General features: G+C 63.5%; 18 protein-coding genes. 5 read left to right on the top strand and 13 right to left on the bottom strand.

Annotation, left to right across the window (positions count from 1 at the left end; genetic code table 11):
* Positions 1-2 precede the first annotated feature (2 nt).
* Genes ACZ5WT_RS04940 through ACZ5WT_RS04930 form a run of 3 tightly spaced genes read right to left on the bottom strand, consistent with a single transcriptional unit; the run spans position 3 to position 5,813 of the window.
* Positions 3-3,464 (bottom strand): error-prone DNA polymerase, encoded by a 3,462-nt coding sequence (locus ACZ5WT_RS04940; RefSeq protein ID WP_464286277.1) that lies wholly within the window; start codon positions 3,462-3,464, stop codon positions 3-5.
* A complete protein-coding gene (locus ACZ5WT_RS04935; RefSeq protein ID WP_464286276.1) occupies positions 3,461-5,122 on the bottom strand; it encodes a Y-family DNA polymerase in 1,662 nt (553 codons plus the stop codon). Before ACZ5WT_RS04935 ends, ACZ5WT_RS04940 begins: the two co-directional genes overlap by 4 nt.
* Positions 5,007-5,813 (bottom strand): hypothetical protein, encoded by an 807-nt coding sequence (locus ACZ5WT_RS04930; RefSeq protein WP_464286275.1) that lies wholly within the window; start codon positions 5,811-5,813, stop codon positions 5,007-5,009. The genes ACZ5WT_RS04935 and ACZ5WT_RS04930 overlap by 116 nt, the downstream gene beginning before the upstream one ends.
* Before the next feature lie 238 nt (positions 5,814-6,051).
* Between ACZ5WT_RS04930 and ACZ5WT_RS04925 the strand changes: the two genes are divergently transcribed.
* Positions 6,052-6,498 carry a tellurite resistance TerB family protein gene (locus tag ACZ5WT_RS04925; protein ID WP_464286274.1) on the top strand — a complete coding sequence of 149 codons (447 nt, stop codon included), beginning with the start codon at positions 6,052-6,054 and terminating at the stop codon, positions 6,496-6,498.
* 7 nt (positions 6,499-6,505) lie between these two features.
* On the opposite strand, the gene ACZ5WT_RS04920 is transcribed toward ACZ5WT_RS04925, so the two are convergent.
* Positions 6,506-7,063 (bottom strand): hypothetical protein, encoded by a 558-nt coding sequence (locus ACZ5WT_RS04920; RefSeq protein ID WP_464286273.1) that lies wholly within the window; start codon positions 7,061-7,063, stop codon positions 6,506-6,508.
* Between the two features lie 137 nt (positions 7,064-7,200).
* Here ACZ5WT_RS04920 and ppa point away from each other — a divergent pair, with 137 nt between their 5' ends.
* The 4 genes from ppa to ACZ5WT_RS04900 all read left to right on the top strand — a co-directional run bounded on the left by ppa (position 7,201) and on the right by ACZ5WT_RS04900 (position 10,025).
* The gene (gene ppa / locus ACZ5WT_RS04915) at positions 7,201-7,734 is read left to right on the top strand and encodes an inorganic diphosphatase (protein ID WP_464286272.1); all 534 of its coding nucleotides are present in this window, start codon (positions 7,201-7,203) and stop codon (positions 7,732-7,734) included.
* A 69-nt stretch (positions 7,735-7,803) separates the two neighbouring features.
* Positions 7,804-9,183, top strand: coding sequence for a serine hydrolase (locus ACZ5WT_RS04910; RefSeq protein WP_464286271.1), 1,380 nt, complete (start codon positions 7,804-7,806; stop codon positions 9,181-9,183).
* Complete coding sequence (locus tag ACZ5WT_RS04905; protein WP_464286270.1) at positions 9,180-9,788, top strand: chloramphenicol phosphotransferase CPT family protein; 609 nt, start codon at positions 9,180-9,182, stop codon at positions 9,786-9,788. The genes ACZ5WT_RS04910 and ACZ5WT_RS04905 overlap by 4 nt, the downstream gene beginning before the upstream one ends.
* A gap of 48 nt (positions 9,789-9,836) precedes the next feature.
* Positions 9,837-10,025: an LPXTG cell wall anchor domain-containing protein gene (locus ACZ5WT_RS04900; RefSeq protein ID WP_464286269.1), complete on the top strand. Its 189-nt coding sequence runs from the start codon at positions 9,837-9,839 to the stop codon at positions 10,023-10,025.
* Between the two features lie 79 nt (positions 10,026-10,104).
* Here the strand turns inward: ACZ5WT_RS04900 and ACZ5WT_RS04895 are convergent, their stop codons facing one another.
* From ACZ5WT_RS04895 to typA, 9 genes are all read right to left on the bottom strand, one after another.
* Positions 10,105-10,776 carry a hypothetical protein gene (locus ACZ5WT_RS04895; RefSeq protein ID WP_464286268.1) on the bottom strand — a complete coding sequence of 224 codons (672 nt, stop codon included), beginning with the start codon at positions 10,774-10,776 and terminating at the stop codon, positions 10,105-10,107.
* 82 nt (positions 10,777-10,858) lie between these two features.
* On the bottom strand, positions 10,859-11,410 hold the full coding sequence (locus ACZ5WT_RS04890) for a dihydrofolate reductase family protein (RefSeq protein WP_464286267.1): 552 nt from the start codon (positions 11,408-11,410) through the stop codon (positions 10,859-10,861).
* Positions 11,411-12,099: 689 nt separating this feature from the next.
* Positions 12,100-12,981: an SEC-C domain-containing protein gene (locus ACZ5WT_RS04885; RefSeq protein ID WP_464286266.1), complete on the bottom strand. Its 882-nt coding sequence runs from the start codon at positions 12,979-12,981 to the stop codon at positions 12,100-12,102.
* Between the two features lie 68 nt (positions 12,982-13,049).
* Positions 13,050-15,194, bottom strand: a complete 2,145-nt coding sequence (locus tag ACZ5WT_RS04880; RefSeq protein ID WP_464286265.1) for a sodium-translocating pyrophosphatase — start codon at positions 15,192-15,194, stop codon at positions 13,050-13,052.
* Positions 15,195-15,356: 162 nt separating this feature from the next.
* Positions 15,357-15,707 carry a hypothetical protein gene (locus tag ACZ5WT_RS04875; RefSeq protein ID WP_464286264.1) on the bottom strand — a complete coding sequence of 117 codons (351 nt, stop codon included), beginning with the start codon at positions 15,705-15,707 and terminating at the stop codon, positions 15,357-15,359.
* Between the two features lie 99 nt (positions 15,708-15,806).
* A complete protein-coding gene (locus ACZ5WT_RS04870; RefSeq protein WP_464286263.1) occupies positions 15,807-16,121 on the bottom strand; it encodes a DUF167 family protein in 315 nt (104 codons plus the stop codon).
* 4 nt (positions 16,122-16,125) lie between these two features.
* Positions 16,126-16,428: a YggT family protein gene (locus ACZ5WT_RS04865; RefSeq protein ID WP_464286262.1), complete on the bottom strand. Its 303-nt coding sequence runs from the start codon at positions 16,426-16,428 to the stop codon at positions 16,126-16,128.
* Between the two features lie 282 nt (positions 16,429-16,710).
* Complete coding sequence (locus ACZ5WT_RS04860) at positions 16,711-17,319, bottom strand: DedA family protein (protein WP_464286261.1); 609 nt, start codon at positions 17,317-17,319, stop codon at positions 16,711-16,713.
* Positions 17,320-17,412: 93 nt separating this feature from the next.
* A complete protein-coding gene (gene typA / locus ACZ5WT_RS04855; protein WP_464286260.1) occupies positions 17,413-19,227 on the bottom strand; it encodes a translational GTPase TypA in 1,815 nt (604 codons plus the stop codon).
* Positions 19,228-19,325: the final 98 nt, after the last annotated feature.

Raw genomic sequence — 19,325 nt, 5'->3', positions numbered from 1 at the left:
CATCAGTGGAAGTTGCGCCCGCCGGGCAGCGCCGCATAGGCCGCGCGGCGGGCCCGCTCGATTTCGAGCATGGCGTGGCGGTCGCGGCTGGGATGCGGGCCGCTCCGGCCCTCGTCGCCGTGAGCCAGAATGCGCTCACCGATATCGAGGCCATTGGCCAGGTCGAGCAGGTGCCCGGTCATGTCGGTCAGCTGTTCGGCAATGATGTGGACCACGAGGCCCTCGCATTGCAGCTGGCCACGCACCGCCAGCATGCGCGATCCCAGCACCGTCTTGCGATTGGCCTCGAACACCTTCGGCCAGATGACGATATTGGCAATGCCGGTTTCGTCTTCGAGCGTGGCGAAGATCACCCCGCTCGCCGTGCCGGGGCGCTGACGCACCAGCACCAGCCCGGCCACTTCGATGCGATGCCCCGCAGTGACCTTGAGCAGATTGTCCGACCGCGTCGTCCCCCGCGCCTCCAGCATGGGCCGCAGGAACTGCACCGGATGCCCCTTGAGCGAAAATGAGAGGGTGGAATAGTCGTGGATCACCTCCTCGCCGGGCAGCATTTTGGGCAGGCCTGTTTCCGTATCGGCTGCGGTTTGGACCCGGCCAGAGGCCTCGAATAGCGGCAGGGTATCGGCGCCATGGGTGCCGACCAGGCCCTTGACCGCCCAGAGCGCTTCGCGGCGGCTGAGGCCGAGCGAGGTAAAGCCATCGGCGCGGGCCAGCTTTTCGAGGCTGGCAATGGACACGCCGGTGCGCAGCCACAGGTCGCGCACAGAATCGTAGCCGGTGCCGCGGCGCGCCACGATGATATTGGCATCCGCCTCAGGCATACCAATGGCCTGGGAAAAGCCGAGCCGGATGGCCTTGTTGGAATGAATGTCCTGAGCCATCGAGGCATGTTGCGGCCAGAGGTGCCGGCTGGCCCAGCGAATCTCCCCATCCGGCTCATGGCTGTCCTCAAGCACGCATTCCAGATCGGACAGGTTGACATCGACGGGCCGGACGTCGACGCCATGCTCAATGGCATCACGGATGATTTGTGATGGCGCGTAAAAGCCCATGGGCTGGCTGTTGAGCAGGGCACAGGCGAACACGTCGGGGTAATGGCATTTGAGCCAGCATGAGGCATAGACCAGCAGTGCGAAGCTCGCCGCATGGCTTTCGGGGAAGCCATATTCGGCAAAGCCCTGAATCTGGGCAAAGCTCTGTTTGGCGAATTCGGGCGTGTAGCCATTGTTGATCATGCCGCCGATGAATTCCTCGCCAAATTCGGCGATCCTGCCGGTGCGGCGCCACGCGGCCATGGCGCGGCGCAATTGATCGGCCTTGCCGGCCGAAAAGCCCGCGCCGACAATGGCGATCTGCATGGCCTGTTCCTGAAACAGCGGCACGCCCAGGGTCCGCTTCAGCACCGCGTGCAAGGCGGGGCTAGGATAATTGACTGGCTCGATACCCTGCCGGCGTCGGAGATAGGGATGGACCATGCCGCCCTGGATCGGGCCGGGACGGACGATGGCGACCTCGATGACCAGATCATAGAATTCCACGGGCTTGAGGCGCGGCAGCATCGACATCTGCGCGCGGCTCTCGATCTGGAACACCCCGATCGTATCGGCGCGGTGGGTCATGGCGTAGACCCGCTCTCTGGCGAAGGGGCCTTTGCCGTTTTCTTCGGCCAGCAACTCGGTCAGCGCCGGCTTTTTCCCGTAATGCACCTGCATCAGTTCGAAGCCGCGCCGCAGGCAGCTCAGCATGCCCAGCGCCAGAATATCGACCTTGAGGATGGCCAGCGCGTCGATGTCATCCTTGTTCCACTCGATGATCATGCGGCTATCCATGGCCGTCTTGCCGATCGGCACCAGGCTCTCCAGCGAATCGCGGGTGATGACGAAGCCGCCCACATGCTGGCTGAGATGGCGGGGGAAACCGCGCAGTACTTTGACGACCTCGAACATCTGCGCCAGCAGCGGATCATCCGGATTGAGACCGATGGCGGTCACGCCGGCCAGATCGAGCCTTGAGCCCCAGCCCCAGTGCAACTGGTTGAAAGCATTGATGGTGTCGTCTGAAACGCCAAACACCTTGGCCGTCTCGCGGATGGCGCTCTTGGAGCGGTAGGAGATGACATTGGCGGTCAGGCCAGTGCGCTTGCCGCCATATTTCTTGTAGACATACTGCATCACCTCCTCGCGCCGCTCGTGCTCGAAATCGACATCGATATCGGGTGGCTCGTCGCGTTCGGTCGAGATGAAGCGGCCAAATACCAGATTGGCATTTTCCGGATCCACCTCGGTGATTTCGAGACAGAAGCAGACCGTGGAATTGGCCGCCGATCCCCGGCCCTGGCACATGATCTTGCGATCATTGCGCGCAAACATGACGATGTCATGCACGGTCAGGAAATAGGCCGCGTAGCCCTTGTAGGCGATGAGGCAGAGCTCGGACCACAGGCTCCGCTTGAGCTTGTCGGAAAGACCATTGGGGTAACGCTTTGCCGCGCCCGCCCAGGTCAGGCGTTCCAGGGTTTGCTGTGCGGTCTCGCCATTACCCACGGTCTCTTCGGGATAATTGTATTTGAGCTGGTCGAGCGAGAAGGCGATGCGGGCAATCAGCCGCCCGGTTTCGGCGATGGCATCGGGATGTTCACGGAACAGGCGCGCCATTTCATCGGCGGGCTTGAGATGGCGCTCCGCATTGGCGGCGAGCCGCCAGCCGGCCGTCTCCAGCGTCAGATGTTCGCGGATACAGGTCACCACGTCCTGCACCATGCGGCGACGGGGCTCATGATAGAGCACGTCATTGTTGGCGATCATCCTGGCGCGGTGGACCCTGGCCAGCTCGTTTATCCGGTTGAGACGGGTCCGGTCCTGTCCGTCAAAACGGGGCGTGCCGGCGACCCAGACGCAGCCGGGCGCCAGTCGCGACAGCGTATCGAGGGTCTGCGCCGTCAGCGGCCAGTTCGTCTCCTCGGGCATGAGAATGAACAGCTGGCCCTGTGCGTAATTCTCCGGCGGTCCCTGCTCGCTGGTCGAAGCGGGGTGGCCCGAACCGAAGAGATCGGTGAAGTAGAGGACGGGATTACCCTTTTCGCCACGCTGGTTGCCGACGGTCAGCAGCTTGCACAGCCGCCCATAGGCCACCCGGCTGGTGGGATAGGCGATGATATCGGGCGTACCGTCGGCAAAGCAGAGGCGCACACCGACCAGATAGCGGAAATCGGGAAAAAGCTGCTTGTCCCGGTCGCGTGCGCTCACATAGCCGCGCACCACCCCGGCAAAGCTGTTGCGGTCGGTGACGCCAAAGGCGCTGAGCCCCATATGCATGGCGGCCACCACCATTTCCTCCGGGGATGAACCACTGCGCAGGAACGAGAAATTGGTGGTGGAGACCAGCTCGGCATAAGCTGTCGTGGCCTGCGGCGCCTGGGCCCGCTTCCCAATGGGCTGGTTGAGGGTGACGACCTGGTTCATGCGAAAAATCCGTGCAGGTACCAGACCGCTGGCTCGTCTTCCTGGTGAAAGCCCTGCCGGTAAATCCAGAAGCGGCGGCCCGAGGCGTCCTCAACGACATAATAGTCGCGGGTCCCGGCGTCCGGATCGAAAACCGCCAGCTTGGGGACATAAGGCGGTGCCTCGCCTTTCTCCGGCGGTCTTGGTGGCACCAGTTGCAGCCTTTGGCCGGTGCGCCACCATTCGGCGCCCAGTCGTTCCGGGCCCGAGGCCTTTTCGATCTTGTAGCTGTCGCGCCGCCAGATCATCGAGGCGGGCAGGCCATCGGGCACTTCGGCATTGATCGCCACCCGTTCGGGCACCGGCAGCAGGCGCAGGGGGCGGGACGGGGCGGGCCAGGCAGCATCGCGCGGCGGTTCGCTGCTGGCGACCAAGGCCGGCCTGAGGCGGGCAGCCCGCTCGGGAATGTGACTGGCGACCAGCTGCGTTTTCAGCACCGCCATGGTGCCGAGCCGGCTGCTCATGCGGTCATTGAGCTGGTCGAGATCCTCGGCCATGCCCTGGTGCGAAAAGGCGCCAAGTTGGGCCGCATCAAGTCCGTCCACCGAACTGACCGCCAGCCGGATCATGTCGATGCCGAAGCCGGCATCATATTCGCCGGCCAGGCGCTCGGCGCGGTTGGAAAAGAGCGCGGTGATGTGCTTGGGGTCGCGGGTCAGCCGGACTGAATTGACCGACAGCGTCATGACCTTGTGGTCGACCCTATAGAGCATGAGGTGGAAGCTCTGGGCGCCCAGGCCCTCGGCCTCGAGGCGGATGCCGAGCTGGATGGCCAGGTCGTGGCAGGTCATCAGGGCATCGTCCAAAAGCCCGATCGGGTCGGCAAACCGCCGCTCGGCATAGCGCTCGGCCACCGGCAGACGAGGGGTCATGCGCTCCTGCACGCGGCCATAGGCCTGGTCGAGCCGGGCCAGCAGTGAGGCGCCGAACCGCGCCTGCAGCGGCTTGCGTTCGCGCGAGCGGAGCTGTCCGATCGACTTGAGACCCATCTGGTTCAATCCGGCAATCTGCGCCTCGGTCAGTCGCAGGGCATTGATAGGCAGGCTCTCAAGCACGGTTTCCAGATCGCCGGTTTCCACCACCTGGCTGCGGGCGAAATGGCTGACGGCCCAGGCCGCGCCGATGGTGGGGGCGACGGCGCCTGAAACGGTGTAACCTAGCTCGCGCAGCCGACTCAGCAGCAGGCGCAGCATGGCGCGCTCACCGCCGAACAGATGCACCACCCCGGTAATGTCGAGCACCAGATCGCCAAAGGCCGCGGCATCGGTCATCACCGCCACCAGCGGGCTGGCATTGGAATGCCAGTCGGCAAAGTCGGCAAAGGCGGCTTCGAGCAGCGGCCGGTCGATCTCGCGGACGGTGATGCTAGGGGCGATGGCGCGGGCATCGGCCAGGTTCTGGCCCACGCTCAGGCCAAGCTGCAATGCCTGAGCGTCCAGCGCCGCCAGACGCAAACCGCCCTTGATGTGCTCATAGAGCACCAGAGGCGCCTCAAGGGTGCGGTCACGCCGTTTGAGGTAGTCCGTCGGCCAGGTGGGCAGGAACAGCACGAGGAAGCGACGTTCCTTGGCGGAGCCCGTCCCGGTTGCGGCGGTGAGGAGTGAATGTTGCGAATCCATTTTCTGTCCAGCCCAGCAGCCATTCGGCCTGATTGTTGATGAGCGTTCCCTTTTCGAGTTCGGCCTGCCAGCGCAGGGGGCCAGGCGCGGCGGCATCAAAGCGCTGCGCCGCGCTGCGGACCGGGCTGAGACGCCAGCGCAGGTGGGCAGCGCTGGCTTCCCGCCTCGGTCCGTAGCGCAGCAGAAACATCGAGGTGCCCGTATCCGCCGAACGCAGGCTCAGCCGGCGGCTGGCGGTGAAGTCGAGCAGCTTGGAATGGCTGCCGATATCGGCGACCACGGCGGCAACGGCCCGGCAGGCGATGGCTTCCTCGGCGGCCCACAGCAGCTCGGCCATATTGGCCGGCCGCACCAGGATCAGCGCCTGCGGATCAAGGCCGAAACTCGACAGGCCCGGGCCATAGGGCATGCCCAGCTTCTGGGCCTCATCGGCCAGCTGCAGGTAGATGACGGCGATCCGCTGCGCGGTCAGCAGGCTCCGTGCCTGGGCCAGGGTGAAGCCGAGCAGGGCGCCGGCATTGCGGCGCTCATCGGTGAAAACCTCCTGCAGGAGCCCGCCAGCCAGCACCGGAAATTGCCCCTGCCGATGCTCGGCCTGCACCCGTGCTTCCGCCAGCGCCGGCTTGCGCTCGATATCGGCAATAGTGTCCCGCAGCGCGGCGATGCGCTGTTGGCGGGTGGAGGTCTCCATGGAGCACCTGTGTGAACAAAGAGAGAACATTTAGACTCGGAATCTCTTCGGAGTCGAGTCATTTCATTGAGCGGTCTGCCGTCCGGCACTGTGGCGCATCGGCATCAGCCGGCCCCAGAGCGTCACTCAAGCCGCGCAGGCCATTTGAGGAAACGGGTGGGGCTGCTAGGTCTGGGCCTGCCCCTCCGCGGCACGCCACATTGTCAGACCTCTGCCAACCCCGAAGGACGCTTGCGCCATGTTCGAGGCCATTACCCGACTGTTCTCCAAGCCGGAAGCGGCGCTTGACCTGCATGACCCCAAGCTCGCCACCGCAGCGTTGCTGGTGCACCTAGCGGCGGTGGACGGGCAGATGAAGGACGCCGAACGCAAGGCCATCAAGGAGGCCCTGCAGGATCACTATGACATGGACGAAGCGTCCGTGGATAAGCTGGTGCAGCAGGCTGCCTTGCGCGACGCCGAGGCGGTGGACTTCTACAAGTTCACCTCGACCCTGACCCAGCTGTCGATGGACGACCGCATCGAGATCGTGCGGATGATGTGGACGGTGGTGTTTGCCGACAGCAAGAACCACGAACTTGAAGACAACATGGTCTGGCGCATTGCCGAACTGCTGGGCGTTTCCAGCCGCGACCGCACCATTCTGCGCAGCCAGGTCAGCAAGGCCCGCAAATCCGCCGAATAGCAGCCGCCTACCAGGCCGTGAACTCGCCGATGATTTCGACCTCGTCGGTGGCGCAGTTGAACTGCCCGGAGGCATCGGCGGCGGCGCGCGCCAGGTCATTGGCATTCGCATTGGCCCGCGCATCGATATAGGCAATGTGGCAGCTATTGCCCTCGACCAGCTGGGTCACCACTAGCACCTGGCCGGTCTCCTCGACGGTTTCAGGGTCTGCGGTAAAATAGCGCACGATGGTGGCCACCGGCAGCCAGCGCGCCAGCTTGTTGGAGAGCCGCCACTCCATTTTGGGGCCGAGATGGTTGAAGGGCGGCAGGCTCTGCCAGCGCGGTTCCCTGTCGACATTGAAGCCATAGGCCAGCGAAAAGCGCAGATCGCCTTCCATGACCTTGAGCGGATAGCCCTTGTAGCCCGGACAGGCCCAGCTGGCGCCGAAATCGTCGGCATCGAGCACCAGGCACTCATCGAGATTGATATCGGTATAGGCGCTGTTGAAGGCGGCCTGGGCGGGGCTGGCCAGCCCGGCGAGCCCCAGAATGCCGATGAGGATGAGGGAAAGGCGCTGCTTCAAGACAATTCCTCCGCGATCATGGTCTTGCCACGCCGGCCCGGCATAAGCTCGTCACCCAAACTGGCTTGCGTTTGCGGCCTGTTGTGGGCACAACGCAGCCACTTTATCGCCTCCCCCGATGAACGAGAGCTGAAGCCATGAACATCGACGCCATCCCAACCGGCAAGAACCCGCCCGACGACCTCAACGTTATCATTGAAGTGCCGATGGGCGGCGAGCCGATCAAGTACGAAATCGACAAGGACTCCGGCGCGCTGTTCGTCGACCGGTTCCTCTATACGCCGATGCGTTACCCGGGCAATTACGGCTTCGTGCCCCACACCCTGTGCGGCGACGGCGACCCGCTCGACGTCATCGTGATGAACTCGCGCCCGCTGGTGCCCGGCGCCGTGGTGCGCTGCCGCCCAATCGGCGTGCTGTTCATGGAAGACGATGGCGGCCAGGATGAAAAGATCCTCGCGCTGCCCGTGCCCAAGCTCACCCGCATGTATGACGAGATCAAGGATATCGGCGACATGCAGCCGATCCAGATCGAGCGCGTGAAGCACTTCTTCACCCACTACAAGGACCTCGAGCCCGGCAAGTGGGCCAAGATCAGCCATGTCGGTGGTTATGAGGACGCCAAGAAGGTGATCCTGGATTCCATCGAAATGGCCAACAAGGCGAAATAAACCGCGCCTCATCCTTGCCCTGCCGGGCGTGCAAACCCTAAATCGGTTTGCACCCCGGAGGCTCCGACGATGAAATTCGCCATCGCTGCCCTGGCCAGCATCGCCCTGGCCGCCACCCCTGCGGTGGCCGAAATGCCCGGCGACGCGGCCATTCGACAAATTCTCGCCGATCGTATCGATCGCGACGCGGCCAATGTCGGGATCGCGGTGGCGGTGATCGAAGATGGCGTCGCCCGCTTCGTCTCGCATGGCACGCTGGCCGGTGCAGGCAGCGCCGCCGTCGACGCCCATACGGTTTTTGAAGCCGGTTCGATCACCAAGGTGATGACCAACCTGCTGCTGGCCCAGATGGTGGCCGACGGCCAGATTGACCTCGATGCGCCGCTGACCGATTACCTGCCTGCGGGCACCGTGCTGCCCGAGCGGGCTGGCAAGGCCATCACCGCCTTTGATCTTGCCACCCACAGCGCCGGATTTTCCGGCCTGCCCGAAGCCCTGCTGGCGCGGGGCGGGGACAATCCCTATTCCGGCTTTGATGCAGCGGCGCTGTTCGACTGGATCGGCAGCTATCAGCTGACGCGGGGCATTGGCGAGCAGTTCGAATATTCCAATGTGGGCACGGCGCTCCTGGCGCAGGCCATCACGCATGTGAGCGGGCAGGATTTCGCGACGCTGCTGCAAAGCCGGATTCTCGATCCGCTCGACATGGACGAAACGAGCCTTGCTTTGGCGTCCGGCCCCGTGCCGCAACTGGCGACCGGCCATGATGCCGGGGGCACGGCGGTGCCGCATTGGGACTTCGATGCCTTTGCGCCGGCGGGAGCTCTGCGGACGACGGCGAGCGACCTCGCCAAGTTCATCGCCGCCGCCAGTGGCACTGCCGATGGCGACTTTGGCCGTGCCGCGTTCGATCTGATGCTGGCGCGCACGCGGCCGGCCGGGGGCGGCGACGAGAAAATCGGCCTTGGCTGGTTCATCCTGCCGACCGCTGACAGCGACATCGTCTGGCACAATCGCATTACGGGGGGCTTCCGCAGCTTTGCCGGCTTCGAGCGCGGCAGCGGCGATGGCGTGGTGGTGCTGTCCAACATGGTCACCACGGCCGGGATCGAGGATATCGGCCTGCATCTGCTCGACGAAGCCATTCCGCTCCGCGCGCAGCCGGAACGGCGCGCTGTCGCCGCCATCGATCCGGCCATCCTGCCGGCCTATGCGGGGGATTACCTGCTGGCGCCGGGGGTGACCATTTCCGTCACCACGGAAGGCGCGCGCACCTATGTGCAATTGACCGGCCAGCAGAAGTTCGAGATCTTCCCGGAAAGCGAGCGGCGGTTCTTCTTCAGGGTGGTGGATGCCCAGATCACCTTCAGTGACCCGCTGGAAGGGGCAGCGCCGGCGCTGATCCTGCATCAGAATGGACAGAACATGACGGCGATCCGCCTGCCATGACGGGACGTATCATCATTCTCAATGGCGCACCCCGTTCGGGAAAGTCCTCCATTGCGACCGCCATACAGAGCCACCTCCCCGGACACTGGATCAACCTGGGTGTGGATGCCCAGAACCGCATGCTGCCACAGGATCTGCTGCCGGGGATAGGTTTGCGGCCCGGTGGGGAACGGCCCGATCTAGAGCCCATGGTGACAAGGCTTTATGCGTCGCTTTACGGCGCCATCGCCGCCCATGCCGAGCAGGGGCTGGATGTGGTGGCGGACCTCGGGCATCACGATTTCTATTCGCGGCCGCTCGGCATCCTGGCGGCCAGCGCCCGGCGCATGGCGGGCTTCGATGTGCTGTTCGTCGGGGTGCGCTGCCCGATCGAGGTGATCATGGCGCGCCGCAATGCCGACCCGCAGGGCGGGTTCTATGCCAGTGGCCCCGGCATTCCCGAACCGGTGCAGCGCTGGCAGGATGCGGTGCATGATCCCGGCATCTATGACCTTGAGGTCGATACCGGCAGCATGACGCCCGAGCAATGTGCTGATGCCATCGGCGCCGCGCTGGCCGTGCCATCGCGCCCCTCGGCTTTCGAACGGCTGGCCGCCGCTTCGTGATTTGCCGCCGGTCGCTTCCGGGCGCATCGTGTGGCGATGGAGGCCGCCATGACCTGGATCGGGACCATTGTCGCAGTCGTGCTGATGCTTATCGGGCTCGTCTGGATTTTGCAGGGTGCCAATATCCTGGGCGGCAGCGTCATGTCAGGCCAGAGCCAGTGGCTCTATATCGGGCTGGTCCTCGTGGCCGCGGGCGCGGGGCTGTTATATCTGATGCGGCGGCGCCGGCCGCGATAAGCCCTCCCCAACCACCATCACCACTGCTTCCCGGCACGAGGCCATAATAGAAGAGCGGTGGAGCCCGGGGATAAGCTGGCTAGCCGGCCAGGGCCATGCATTCGTCGTAGGAAAAGCCGATATTGCCGTCGCCATCGGGGGAGAGGGCCTGGCTGATGGTCATCGTATAGCCCTGCGAAATGGCAAAGCTGCTCAGCTCATCGACGCCCTGCTCGGCCAGATGGCCATAGGCGGCCTCGATCAGTTCGACGCCGGTATTCAGCAGGTCGGCCGGATCCATCTCGTCTTCGGTGCCCAGCATTTCGGAGCCGAGAATGAAGGCGGTGCCGCAGCTGAACTGCTGGTGCAGCAGGGGCTCGGCGGCAAAGGCCGCGCCAATGGCCGGACGCTGCGCGCTGAAAATGCCGGGGCAGCGATCAAGCGGCACATCGGGATCGACGCCTCCGGCCAGCGCATCGGCAATCGGGGCGGCGTAAAAGGCGCCGATATCGGAGCGCTGCGCCGCCGAGCGGCCCTCGGCGGCAAGCGCCTTGTCGACGGAATCGAGGAAGCTGTCGGCAAAGGCCTTCATCAGCTGGCTGATGGAAGGATCGGCCATGTCCGAGAGCAGGGAGTAGAAGATGCCGCATTGCAGCTGCAGCGCCTGGTCCGGCGCGATCTCGTTCTGCGCATGAGCCGAGGGAGCCAGGAGGGCAGTGAGCAGCAGCGGCAGCGCGCGCCTGACAGCAACAGAACTGGCGATACCCTTCATGGCGCTGCACCCCCGGCGGTCCCACGGAGCAGTCATGAGCGTATTTGCCGGGCCTGTCAAAGCGCGCGCGGCCGCAGCCGGTCTATTCGGCGCGCTTGCGATAGGTCTGCACGATATTGCCCTTGGCGGTCTGCTGGCTGCCGATCAGCTCGAGGCGGGTCGTCGGATCACCCGGCTCGAACAGGTGGCGGCCTTCGCCGGCGATCACCGGGTGGGTGATCAGCATCAATTCGTCCATCAGGCCGGCAAACAGCAGCTGGCGCACCAGCGAAATGCCGCCCATGGCGGCGATGTCGCGGCCGGGCTGCTGCTTGAGGTCGCGCACGAAATCGAGCAGATCGCCCTCGATCAGGGTGGAATTCTGCCAGCTCAGCGGCCCGCTCAGCGTGTCAGAGGCGACGTGCTTGGGCGTGGTATTGATGAAGGTGGCGAAATCGCCATCCTGGGTGGCGGTGGGCCAGTAGCCCGCCCATTCCTCATAGCCGATGCGGCCCATCAGGACGGTATCGACGCGCTCCTGGATGGCGGTGAGCGAGGCGGCAAGGTCTTCGTCAAAGCTGTCGAACTGGAACTTGTAGGGTGCTTCGACCACGCCATCGATGGAGTGGAACAGGCCGGCGATCAGTTTACGCATGTGGTTCTCCCGGAAGTGACTGGCGATCCCCTCGGCCGCCATCTGACATGACGACGGTTGGCGGGGGAAGACTTCGACAGGCCCCGCCAGGAAGATTTCGGCCGAAAGCGCCGGCCGGCCGATTTGGCTCCCGGTTTGCGCAGCGGAGATGGTGCCCCGAGGCGGGTTTCGCCCCTGGTTTGGTAGTTTAGTGAGGCGCAACTCGCCCCGGGGCGCCGGGATTTCTGGTGGGCGGACTCTCTGGTGGCATTGCCACCTTCCGCGGACCCAGGCCGGGTAACGATCCCCAGCCCTCCCGACAGTCGCCGTGCAGTTGATCGTTGCAACCCCATCGCCAGCACGGCTGATGGGAGGAGTATGGCGCGAGGGCGGTGGACGGGGATAAGTTTTTTGGGGCGTGTTGCCGCGAACGCGATGTCATCCCGGCCTTGAGCCGGGATCCATCCTGAGGTGTGCGTGCCAACCACCTTGCGGCTGTGGGGCGATCTCGGGATGGGCCCCGGCTCAAGGCCGGGGTGACCCGGTGGGTTGGGCGGGTTTATGGCAGTTCAAACACGCGGTGTCATTCCGGCGGAGGCCGGAATCCATGCGCCGAGGTATCCCGACGCTGGACGGTACGGCGCGCCACGGACGTGGATCCCGGCCTTCGCCGGGATGAAATCATTGTAAACCAGTTTTTGGGTGGCTAACTACCTCCCATGACAATACTTGTATTTGATGCTACTGCCACAAAAGCATCGTTCATTTCGGCCGATATTTCTGGGAAGCTGCGACCCCTCTTCAAAGACGAGTTGAATGTCTCGAACAGCAATTCCTGCATTCTGCCGTAAGTCGATCATATCGAGGAGGTACACGCGATCCGCTTCCTCGAAGCCCGAGTACAATGCTGATGGGATTGATACAGGCGCATCTTGTGCCGGAGCTTGAAGTATCGCCCTCATGACGTTCTTGCCCACGGTGTTCCCGGTGTGTGGGTGGTCCGCCAGAGTTCGGATCAACTGGACTGCTTTCTGGCCGGTACCTTGAGCTGGCGCGTTTGTCAGCACCAACCTATTCAGTTCAGCCAGTTCAGCGAGATATTCACCTTGATTGTACCCATTCACCATTACACCACTTAACGATCCCGGCTTCTCCGCAGGTGAGATCATGATGCGAGTAACAAAATCCCTTGATGGACGCTCTAGGAATGAGCCATCGGCATTTTCTAGGTTGCTTACCGCCCCCATGAACTGACCGACGTGAGATGAGAAGCCGGCTACGGCTAAGGTCAATCCATGCCCTCGGTAAGTCAGGTTCCCAAACTTTCGCCCAGCGACCTCAGCGAACTTGTGTAGGGTTTCATTCAGCGTTGATGAGGCAGAATCGATCAGAGCCGACTGAATCCACTCACGAGCGTCGAAGCGTCCTAGCCGGGCCAAGCCGGTATAAGCGTAAAGCGCCGTGCCATCTGCTGCTTGGATAAATCCGGCCTTACCCGCATCTTCGCTTATGACGTCCTTGTCTCTGGAAAGCCGTCGATCGCTCGCCATCATGACGTAACTTGGCGTAACGGCAGTGATAATCAGCGTCAAAACGAGCTCCAGAAAATGGGCCCGGAGCTTGCCCCGGGCCTGCTTCAGTTTCGGTTGAGGCGGATGCCTCAGCCCAGATGCGCCAGCACGGCCAACAGCAAGAGCGCCACGATGTTGGTGATCTTGATCATCGGGTTCACGGCCGGACCGGCCGTGTCCTTGTAGGGGTCGCCGACGGTGTCGCCGGTGACGGAGGCCTTGTGGGCGTCCGAACCCTTGAGGTGCTTGATGCCGTGGCTGTCGGTGAAGCCATCTTCAAAGCTCTTCTTGGCATTGTCCCAGGCGCCGCCACCGGCGGTCATGGAAATGGCGACGAAGAGCCCGGTGACGATGACACCCATCAGCATGGCGCCGAGGGCCGAGAAGCCGGCGGCGGGGCCGGCGATCCAGTAGATGACGAAGAAGACGACGATTGGGCTGAGCACCGGCAGCAGCGAGGGCACGATCATTTCGCGGATCGCGGCCTTGGTCAGCATGTCGACGGCGCGGCCATAGTCGGGCTTTTCGGTGCCGGCCATGATGCCCGGGCGTTCCTTGAACTGGCGGCGTACTTCCACCACGACCGACTGGGCGGCGCGGCCAACGGCGGTCATGCTCATGCCGCCGAAGAGGAAAGGCAGCAGGCCACCGAACAGCAGGCCCACCACGACATAGGGATCGGCCAGCGAGAAGGTGAGGGTGCCCATGCCGGCAAAGATGGCCGGGGCATCGGGCAGGTTGGCGAAGTAGATCAGGTCCTGGGTATAGGCGGCGAACAGCACCAGGGCACCGAGACCCGCCGAGCCGATGGCATAGCCCTTGGTGACGGCCTTGGTGGTGTTGCCCACGGCGTCGAGCGCGTCGGTATTGTGGCGCACTTCCTTGTCGAGACCGGCCATTTCGGCAATGCCGCCAGCATTGTCGGTAACGGGGCCGAAGGCGTCGAGCGCCACGACGATACCGGCGAGGGCCAGCATGGTGGCGACTGCAAAGGCAATGCCGAACAGGCCCGCCAGATTATAGGTGACGATGATGCCGGCGATGATCACCAGGGCGGGCAGGGCGGTGGATTCCAGCGAAACGGCCAGGCCCTGGATGACGTTGGTGCCATGGCCGGTGACCGAGGCCTCGGCGATGGAATTGACCGGGCGGCGGTTGGTGCCGGTGTAATATTCGGTGATGACGATGATCAGGCCGGTGATGAGCAGGCCTGCCACGCCGCACCAGAACAGGCTCCACGGGGTGAAGGTCTTGTCCGTGGCTTCAATGGCGACGTTGAGATCGCCGAAGATGAACCACAGCACCGGGAGCAGGGCGACCAGCGACAGCACGCCGGTGGCGATGATGCCCTTGTAGAGCGCGCCCATGATGTTGTTGTCGGCGCCCAGCTTGACGAAATAGGTGCCGATGATCGAGGTGACGACGCAGGCGCCGCCAATGGCCAGCGGCAGCACCATGCCGATCAGCTTGAACTGTTCGGGCAGGATGATGGCGGCCAGCACCATGGTGGCGACGATGGTCACCACATAGGTTTCGAACAGGTCGGCGGCCATGCCGGCGCAGTCGCCGACATTGTCGCCCACGTTGTCGGCAATGGTGGCGGGGTTGCGCGGATCGTCTTCGGGAATGCCGGCTTCGACCTTGCCCACCATGTCGCCGCCCACGTCGGCACCCTTGGTGAAGATGCCGCCGCCGAGACGGGCGAAGATGGAGATCAGCGAGGCGCCGAAGCCGAGCGCGACCAGCGCGTCGATGACGGTGCGGCTGGTGGGGGCAAAGCCGAACACCTGGGTCAGGATCATGAAATAGAGCGTGACGCCGAGCAGGCCCAGGCCCGCGACCAGCATGCCGGTGACGGCACCGGACTTGAAGGCCAGGTCAAGCCCGCGGGCGAGCGAACTGGTGGCCGCCTGGGCGACGCGCACGTTGGCGCGCACCGACACGTTCATGCCGATGAAGCCGGCGGCGCCGCTCAGTACGGCGCCGATCAGGAAGCCGATGGCGGCATAGATGCCGAGCAGGAAGAAGGCGGCGATGAGGATGACCACGCCGACAATGGCGATCGTGGTGTATTGACGCTTGAGATAGGCCGAGGCGCCTTCGCGAACCGCCGCAGAAATTTCCTGCATGCGGGCGGAGCCATTGTCGGCGGCGAGAAGTTGCTGGGTGGTGACCACCCCATAGACGATGGACAGAGCGCCACACACGACGATCAGCCAGAGTGCCAAAGTCATAGAAAGTCCCTCTAGTTTCCTCCGGGGACTCAACCGCAATGCCTTGGCCGGTCCTCCAACCGGTCATCGGCCTCGCACTCCTCCGAGCCCCTTCCGGGGTCGAGATTAGCGGGATTGAATGGTTAAGCAATGGAAATTGCGATGATTTGTCGCATGGCTGCTTCAGCGCGAGACGTTGAGGCCACCGGGCCTGGGAGCGGGCAATGGCGCGCCGCCGCCGCGCGTGCGGCCGGGATCGAGGACAACGCTATCGACATTGACATGGGGCAGGCGCGTGCCGCCCACCTTGGTCCACACCGAGCACTCGCTTTGCGGGGTGGGGCAGACGATCGTGGTGCCATCGACGACGATGACGATCACCTCGCCACCGCTATTGTCGTAGATCACCTTGCAACCGGCTCGTGCTTCGCAGCTTCGCGCAGCATCGATCCCTTTCATGGCAAAGGCGGGCAGGGGAGAAAACACGGTCATAGTCATGGCCGCGACTGCGGCACACAGTAAACGACGTTCCATTTGACACTTCTCCGGACCGGGACCTGCATGTCCCATTCCGAGCATTGGCTTCGTCGCCTGAATGGCGACTGAATGCCTTCAGCCCAGCGCTGAACGCTTTCAGCCCAGCGCCGTGACCGCGGCGGCCAAGGCGGCCCCATCTCCAGTGATCGCCAGGGTCTTGAGCCGGCTGGTCTCGCCCGCCGTCGCGGCGATGGCCGATTTTGGGACGCCCAGGGCCTTGGCGAGGAGCGCGATGACGGCGGCATTGGCCTTGCCCTTGTCGGGAACCGCCTTGACGCGCAGGCGCAGGACGGCAGTGCCGTCGTCGCGGATCTCGGTGCCCTCGATGGCGTCGCGGCCGGCATTGGGGGTGACACGAACGAAAAGGCTCAGCCCCTGGGGGCTGAGCCGGTAGCATAGGGGCGGCGTCACGGGCCTAGAGGCCGGCGCGGCTGACCATCGGAACCAGGTAGATGTGGATGACCTGTTCGATGAAGAAGATCAGGATGAACGCCACGATGGGGCTGATATCGAGACCCGAGAAATTGGGCATGAAGCGGCGGATGGGCCGCAGGACCGGTTCGGTCAACTGGTTCAGCACACGCCACAGGCCCTCAACGAACTGGTTGCGGGTGTTGATGATGTTGAACGAGATCAGCCAGCTCATGATGATCATGGCGATCATCACCCAGCGGAAGATCTCAAGGATGTAGAGAATAACGGCCAGTACAGCGAGCATTGGTGGTCTCCAGCGATGCTTCCATCTAATGGCTTGGGCCAGCCGCGACAAGAGCAGGCGTAAAAAGCATCAGACCCCGTTCCGGTCGCACGAAACGGGGTCCAAATGACTGACATCCGGTACGCACAACTAAACTCCGGATGCACGCTTCATTGCACGAAGCATGCCAAGTCGACGGGGCCCGGATTTCGGGGCGCAAACATTAAGCCGTGGTGAATATTCGCGTTCTGCACGGCGGGCCGCTTTGCAGGATGCGAGGGGATTTGCATTTTGCGAGGCGCGCTACTCGGTAGCCCGGCTCGGTTTCCAGGTGACGACGCGGTAGAGGTAGATGAGCACGATGGCGGCGAGCACAATGTAGCTGAGCGGGTCGAGGATGATTTCGACCATGTCGTAATGCTCGTGCAGCACATAGCCGGCCAGCGTGAGAATGGTGTTCCAGATTAGCGCGCCGGTGGTGGAGGCGAGCAGGAAGACCGGCAGGCTCATGCGGGCGAGGCCGGCCGGAATGGAAATCAGCGTGCGGATGATCGGCATCAGGCGGCCGAACAGCACGATGATCGGGCCAAAGCGGCGGAAGAAGCCGATGGCCACGTCGATCTCCTCGGAATTGACGGTCAGCAGGCGCCCGAAACGGTCGGCCAGCCAGCGCACGCGATCAAGCCCGAACAGGCGCCCGGCAAAGTACCAGGGCAGCATGCCGACGACGGCGCCGAAGGTCGCGGTGGCCAGCACGCCGAAGAAGTCGAGTTCGCCATTGGCGGCGGCAAAGCCGGCAAAGGGAATGATCAGTTCGCTTGGAATGGGCGGGAACAGGCTTTCGGCCAGCATCACCATGAAGATGCCGAGATAGCCCCAATCGGAAATGGTCTGAATAATCCAGTCTGTCATGGGGCGTACTCCTAGTGATCCGGATGGCAAGATGGTGGCCAAACACCAAGAAAAAGTAAGGGCCCCGACGTTTCCGTGGGGCCCCTTGATTTCTTAGACGGCCTTGGCGGCGCGGCTCATGCGCTTGCGATCGTTTGGATCGAGCCAGATCTTGCGCAGGCGGATCGACTTGGGGGTCACTTCCACATACTCGTCGTCGGCGATGTAGCCGAGCGACTGTTCCAGCGTGAGCTTTTTGGGCGTGGTCAGGCGAACCGCTTCGTCCTTGGACGTGGTGCGGATATTGGTCAGCTGCTTGCCCTTGAGCGCGTTCACTTCAAGGTCGTTCTCGCGGCTGTGCTCGCCGATGATCATGCCTTCATAGATGTCGACGCCGGCGTCGATCATGATCGGGCCACGATCTTCGAGGTTCCACAGCGCGAAGGCCACGGACTGGCCGGTGCTGTTGGAAATCAGCACGCCGGTGCGGCGGCCCTGCAGTTCGCCCTTATAGGGGACGAAGGAGTGGAACAGGCGGTTGAAGATGGCGGTGCCGCGGGTGTCGCTGAGCAGTTCGGCCTGGTAGCCGATCAGCGAGCGGGTGGGCACCAGCAGGCGAATACGAGTACGGCCAACGCCGGACGGGCGCATGTCGGTGAGTTCACCCTTGCGCTCGGTCAGCTTCTGCACGACGGCACCGGTGTGCTCGTCATCGACGTCGATGATGACTTCTTCGACCGGCTCAAGCTTGACGCCGTCTTCTTCCTTGAACAGCACCTTGGGGCGGCCGATGGTGAGCTCGAACCCTTCGCGGCGCATGTTTTCGATCAGCACGGCCAGCTGCAATTCGCCACGGCCTGCCACGTCAAAGCTGTCATTGTCTTCGCCGGGGGTGACGCGGATGGCCACGTTGCCTTCGGCTTCGCGCATCAGGCGCTCACGGATGACGCGCGACTGCACCTTGTCGCCTTCACGGCCGGCCAGCGGGCCGTCATTGATGCGGAAGGTCACCGACAGGGTCGGGGGATCGATCGGCTTGGCGGCCAGGGGCGTCAGCACCGAAGGAATGGCAATGGTGTCGGCCACGGTGGCGGTTTCGAGACCGGCGATCGAGACGATGTCGCCGGCGACGCCTTCGTCGATTGGGTTGCGATCGAGGCCACGGAAGGCCAGAACCTTGGAAACGCGGCCCTTTTCGACGATCTTGCCTTCGCGGTTCAGCGCGTGGATGGCTTCACCCGGCTTGACCGAACCGGAGGTGATGCGGCCGGTCAGGATGCGGCCGAGGAACGGGTTGCGCTCGATGGTGGTGACCAGCATGCGGAACGGGCCTTCTTCGACCTTGGGCTCGGGCACGTGCTCGAGAACCTTGTCGAGCAGCGGGGCCAGGCTTTCGCGCGGGCCGTTCGGCTCGTTCATCATCCAGCCCTGCTTGGCCGCGCCGTAAAGCACGGGGAAGTCGAGCTGCTCGGAGGTCGCGTCGAGTGCGACGAACAGATCGAACACTTCTTCGAGCACTTCCATGTGGCGCTCGTCGGACTTGTCGATCTTGTTGATGGCAACGATCGGGCGCAGGCCCTGTGCCAGGGCCTTGCCCAGCACGAACTTGGTCTGGGGCATCGGGCCTTCGGCCGCGTCGACCAGCAGCACGACGCCATCGACCATGGACAGGATACGCTCGACTTCACCGCCGAAGTCGGCGTGGCCGGGGGTGTCGACGATATTGATGCGGTTGTCTTTCCAGAGCAGGCTGGTGGCCTTGGCCAGAATGGTGATGCCGCGCTCTCGCTCGATATCGTTGCTGTCCATGGCGCGTTCTTCAACGCGTTCGTTTTCGCGGAAAGAGCCAGACTGCTTCAGCAGCACGTCGATCAGGGTCGTCTTGCCGTGGTCAACGTGGGCAATGATGGCAATGTTGCGCATGCTCATGGGGTTTGTCAGCCTCGTTGGCATGATCTAAAACGGGGTCCCCAAAATACGTTCACAGGAATACTCTTGTGAACCGGGACCGGCCAAACCATGCTGGA

This window comes from Devosia sp. T2-14 (genome assembly GCF_055397495.1).
This window is presented reverse-complemented; position numbering and strand designations above follow the sequence as displayed.

Bases quoted from the DNA above. Each gene is read 5' to 3' on its own strand.
- ACZ5WT_RS04890 (WP_464286267.1), bottom strand. From the start codon at position 11,410: ATGCGTAAACTGATCGCCGGCCTGTTCCACTCCATCGATGGCGTGGTC.
- ACZ5WT_RS04910 (WP_464286271.1), top strand. From the start codon at position 7,804: ATGAAATTCGCCATCGCTGCCCTGGCCAGCATCGCCCTGGCCGCCACC.
- ACZ5WT_RS04900 (WP_464286269.1), top strand. From the start codon at position 9,837: ATGACCTGGATCGGGACCATTGTCGCAGTCGTGCTGATGCTTATCGGG.
- ACZ5WT_RS04895 (WP_464286268.1), bottom strand. From the start codon at position 10,776: ATGAAGGGTATCGCCAGTTCTGTTGCTGTCAGGCGCGCGCTGCCGCTG.
- ACZ5WT_RS04880 (WP_464286265.1), bottom strand. From the start codon at position 15,194: ATGACTTTGGCACTCTGGCTGATCGTCGTGTGTGGCGCTCTGTCCATC.
- ACZ5WT_RS04865 (WP_464286262.1), bottom strand. From the start codon at position 16,428: ATGCTCGCTGTACTGGCCGTTATTCTCTACATCCTTGAGATCTTCCGC.
- ACZ5WT_RS04860 (WP_464286261.1), bottom strand. From the start codon at position 17,319: ATGACAGACTGGATTATTCAGACCATTTCCGATTGGGGCTATCTCGGC.
- typA (WP_464286260.1), bottom strand. From the start codon at position 19,227: ATGAGCATGCGCAACATTGCCATCATTGCCCACGTTGACCACGGCAAG.
- ACZ5WT_RS04905 (WP_464286270.1), top strand. From the start codon at position 9,180: ATGACGGGACGTATCATCATTCTCAATGGCGCACCCCGTTCGGGAAAG.
- ACZ5WT_RS04940 (WP_464286277.1), bottom strand. From the start codon at position 3,464: ATGAACCAGGTCGTCACCCTCAACCAGCCCATTGGGAAGCGGGCCCAG.
- ACZ5WT_RS04875 (WP_464286264.1), bottom strand. From the start codon at position 15,707: ATGGAACGTCGTTTACTGTGTGCCGCAGTCGCGGCCATGACTATGACC.
- ACZ5WT_RS04925 (WP_464286274.1), top strand. From the start codon at position 6,052: ATGTTCGAGGCCATTACCCGACTGTTCTCCAAGCCGGAAGCGGCGCTT.
- ACZ5WT_RS04930 (WP_464286275.1), bottom strand. From the start codon at position 5,813: ATGGAGACCTCCACCCGCCAACAGCGCATCGCCGCGCTGCGGGACACT.
- ppa (WP_464286272.1), top strand. From the start codon at position 7,201: ATGAACATCGACGCCATCCCAACCGGCAAGAACCCGCCCGACGACCTC.
- ACZ5WT_RS04935 (WP_464286276.1), bottom strand. From the start codon at position 5,122: ATGGATTCGCAACATTCACTCCTCACCGCCGCAACCGGGACGGGCTCC.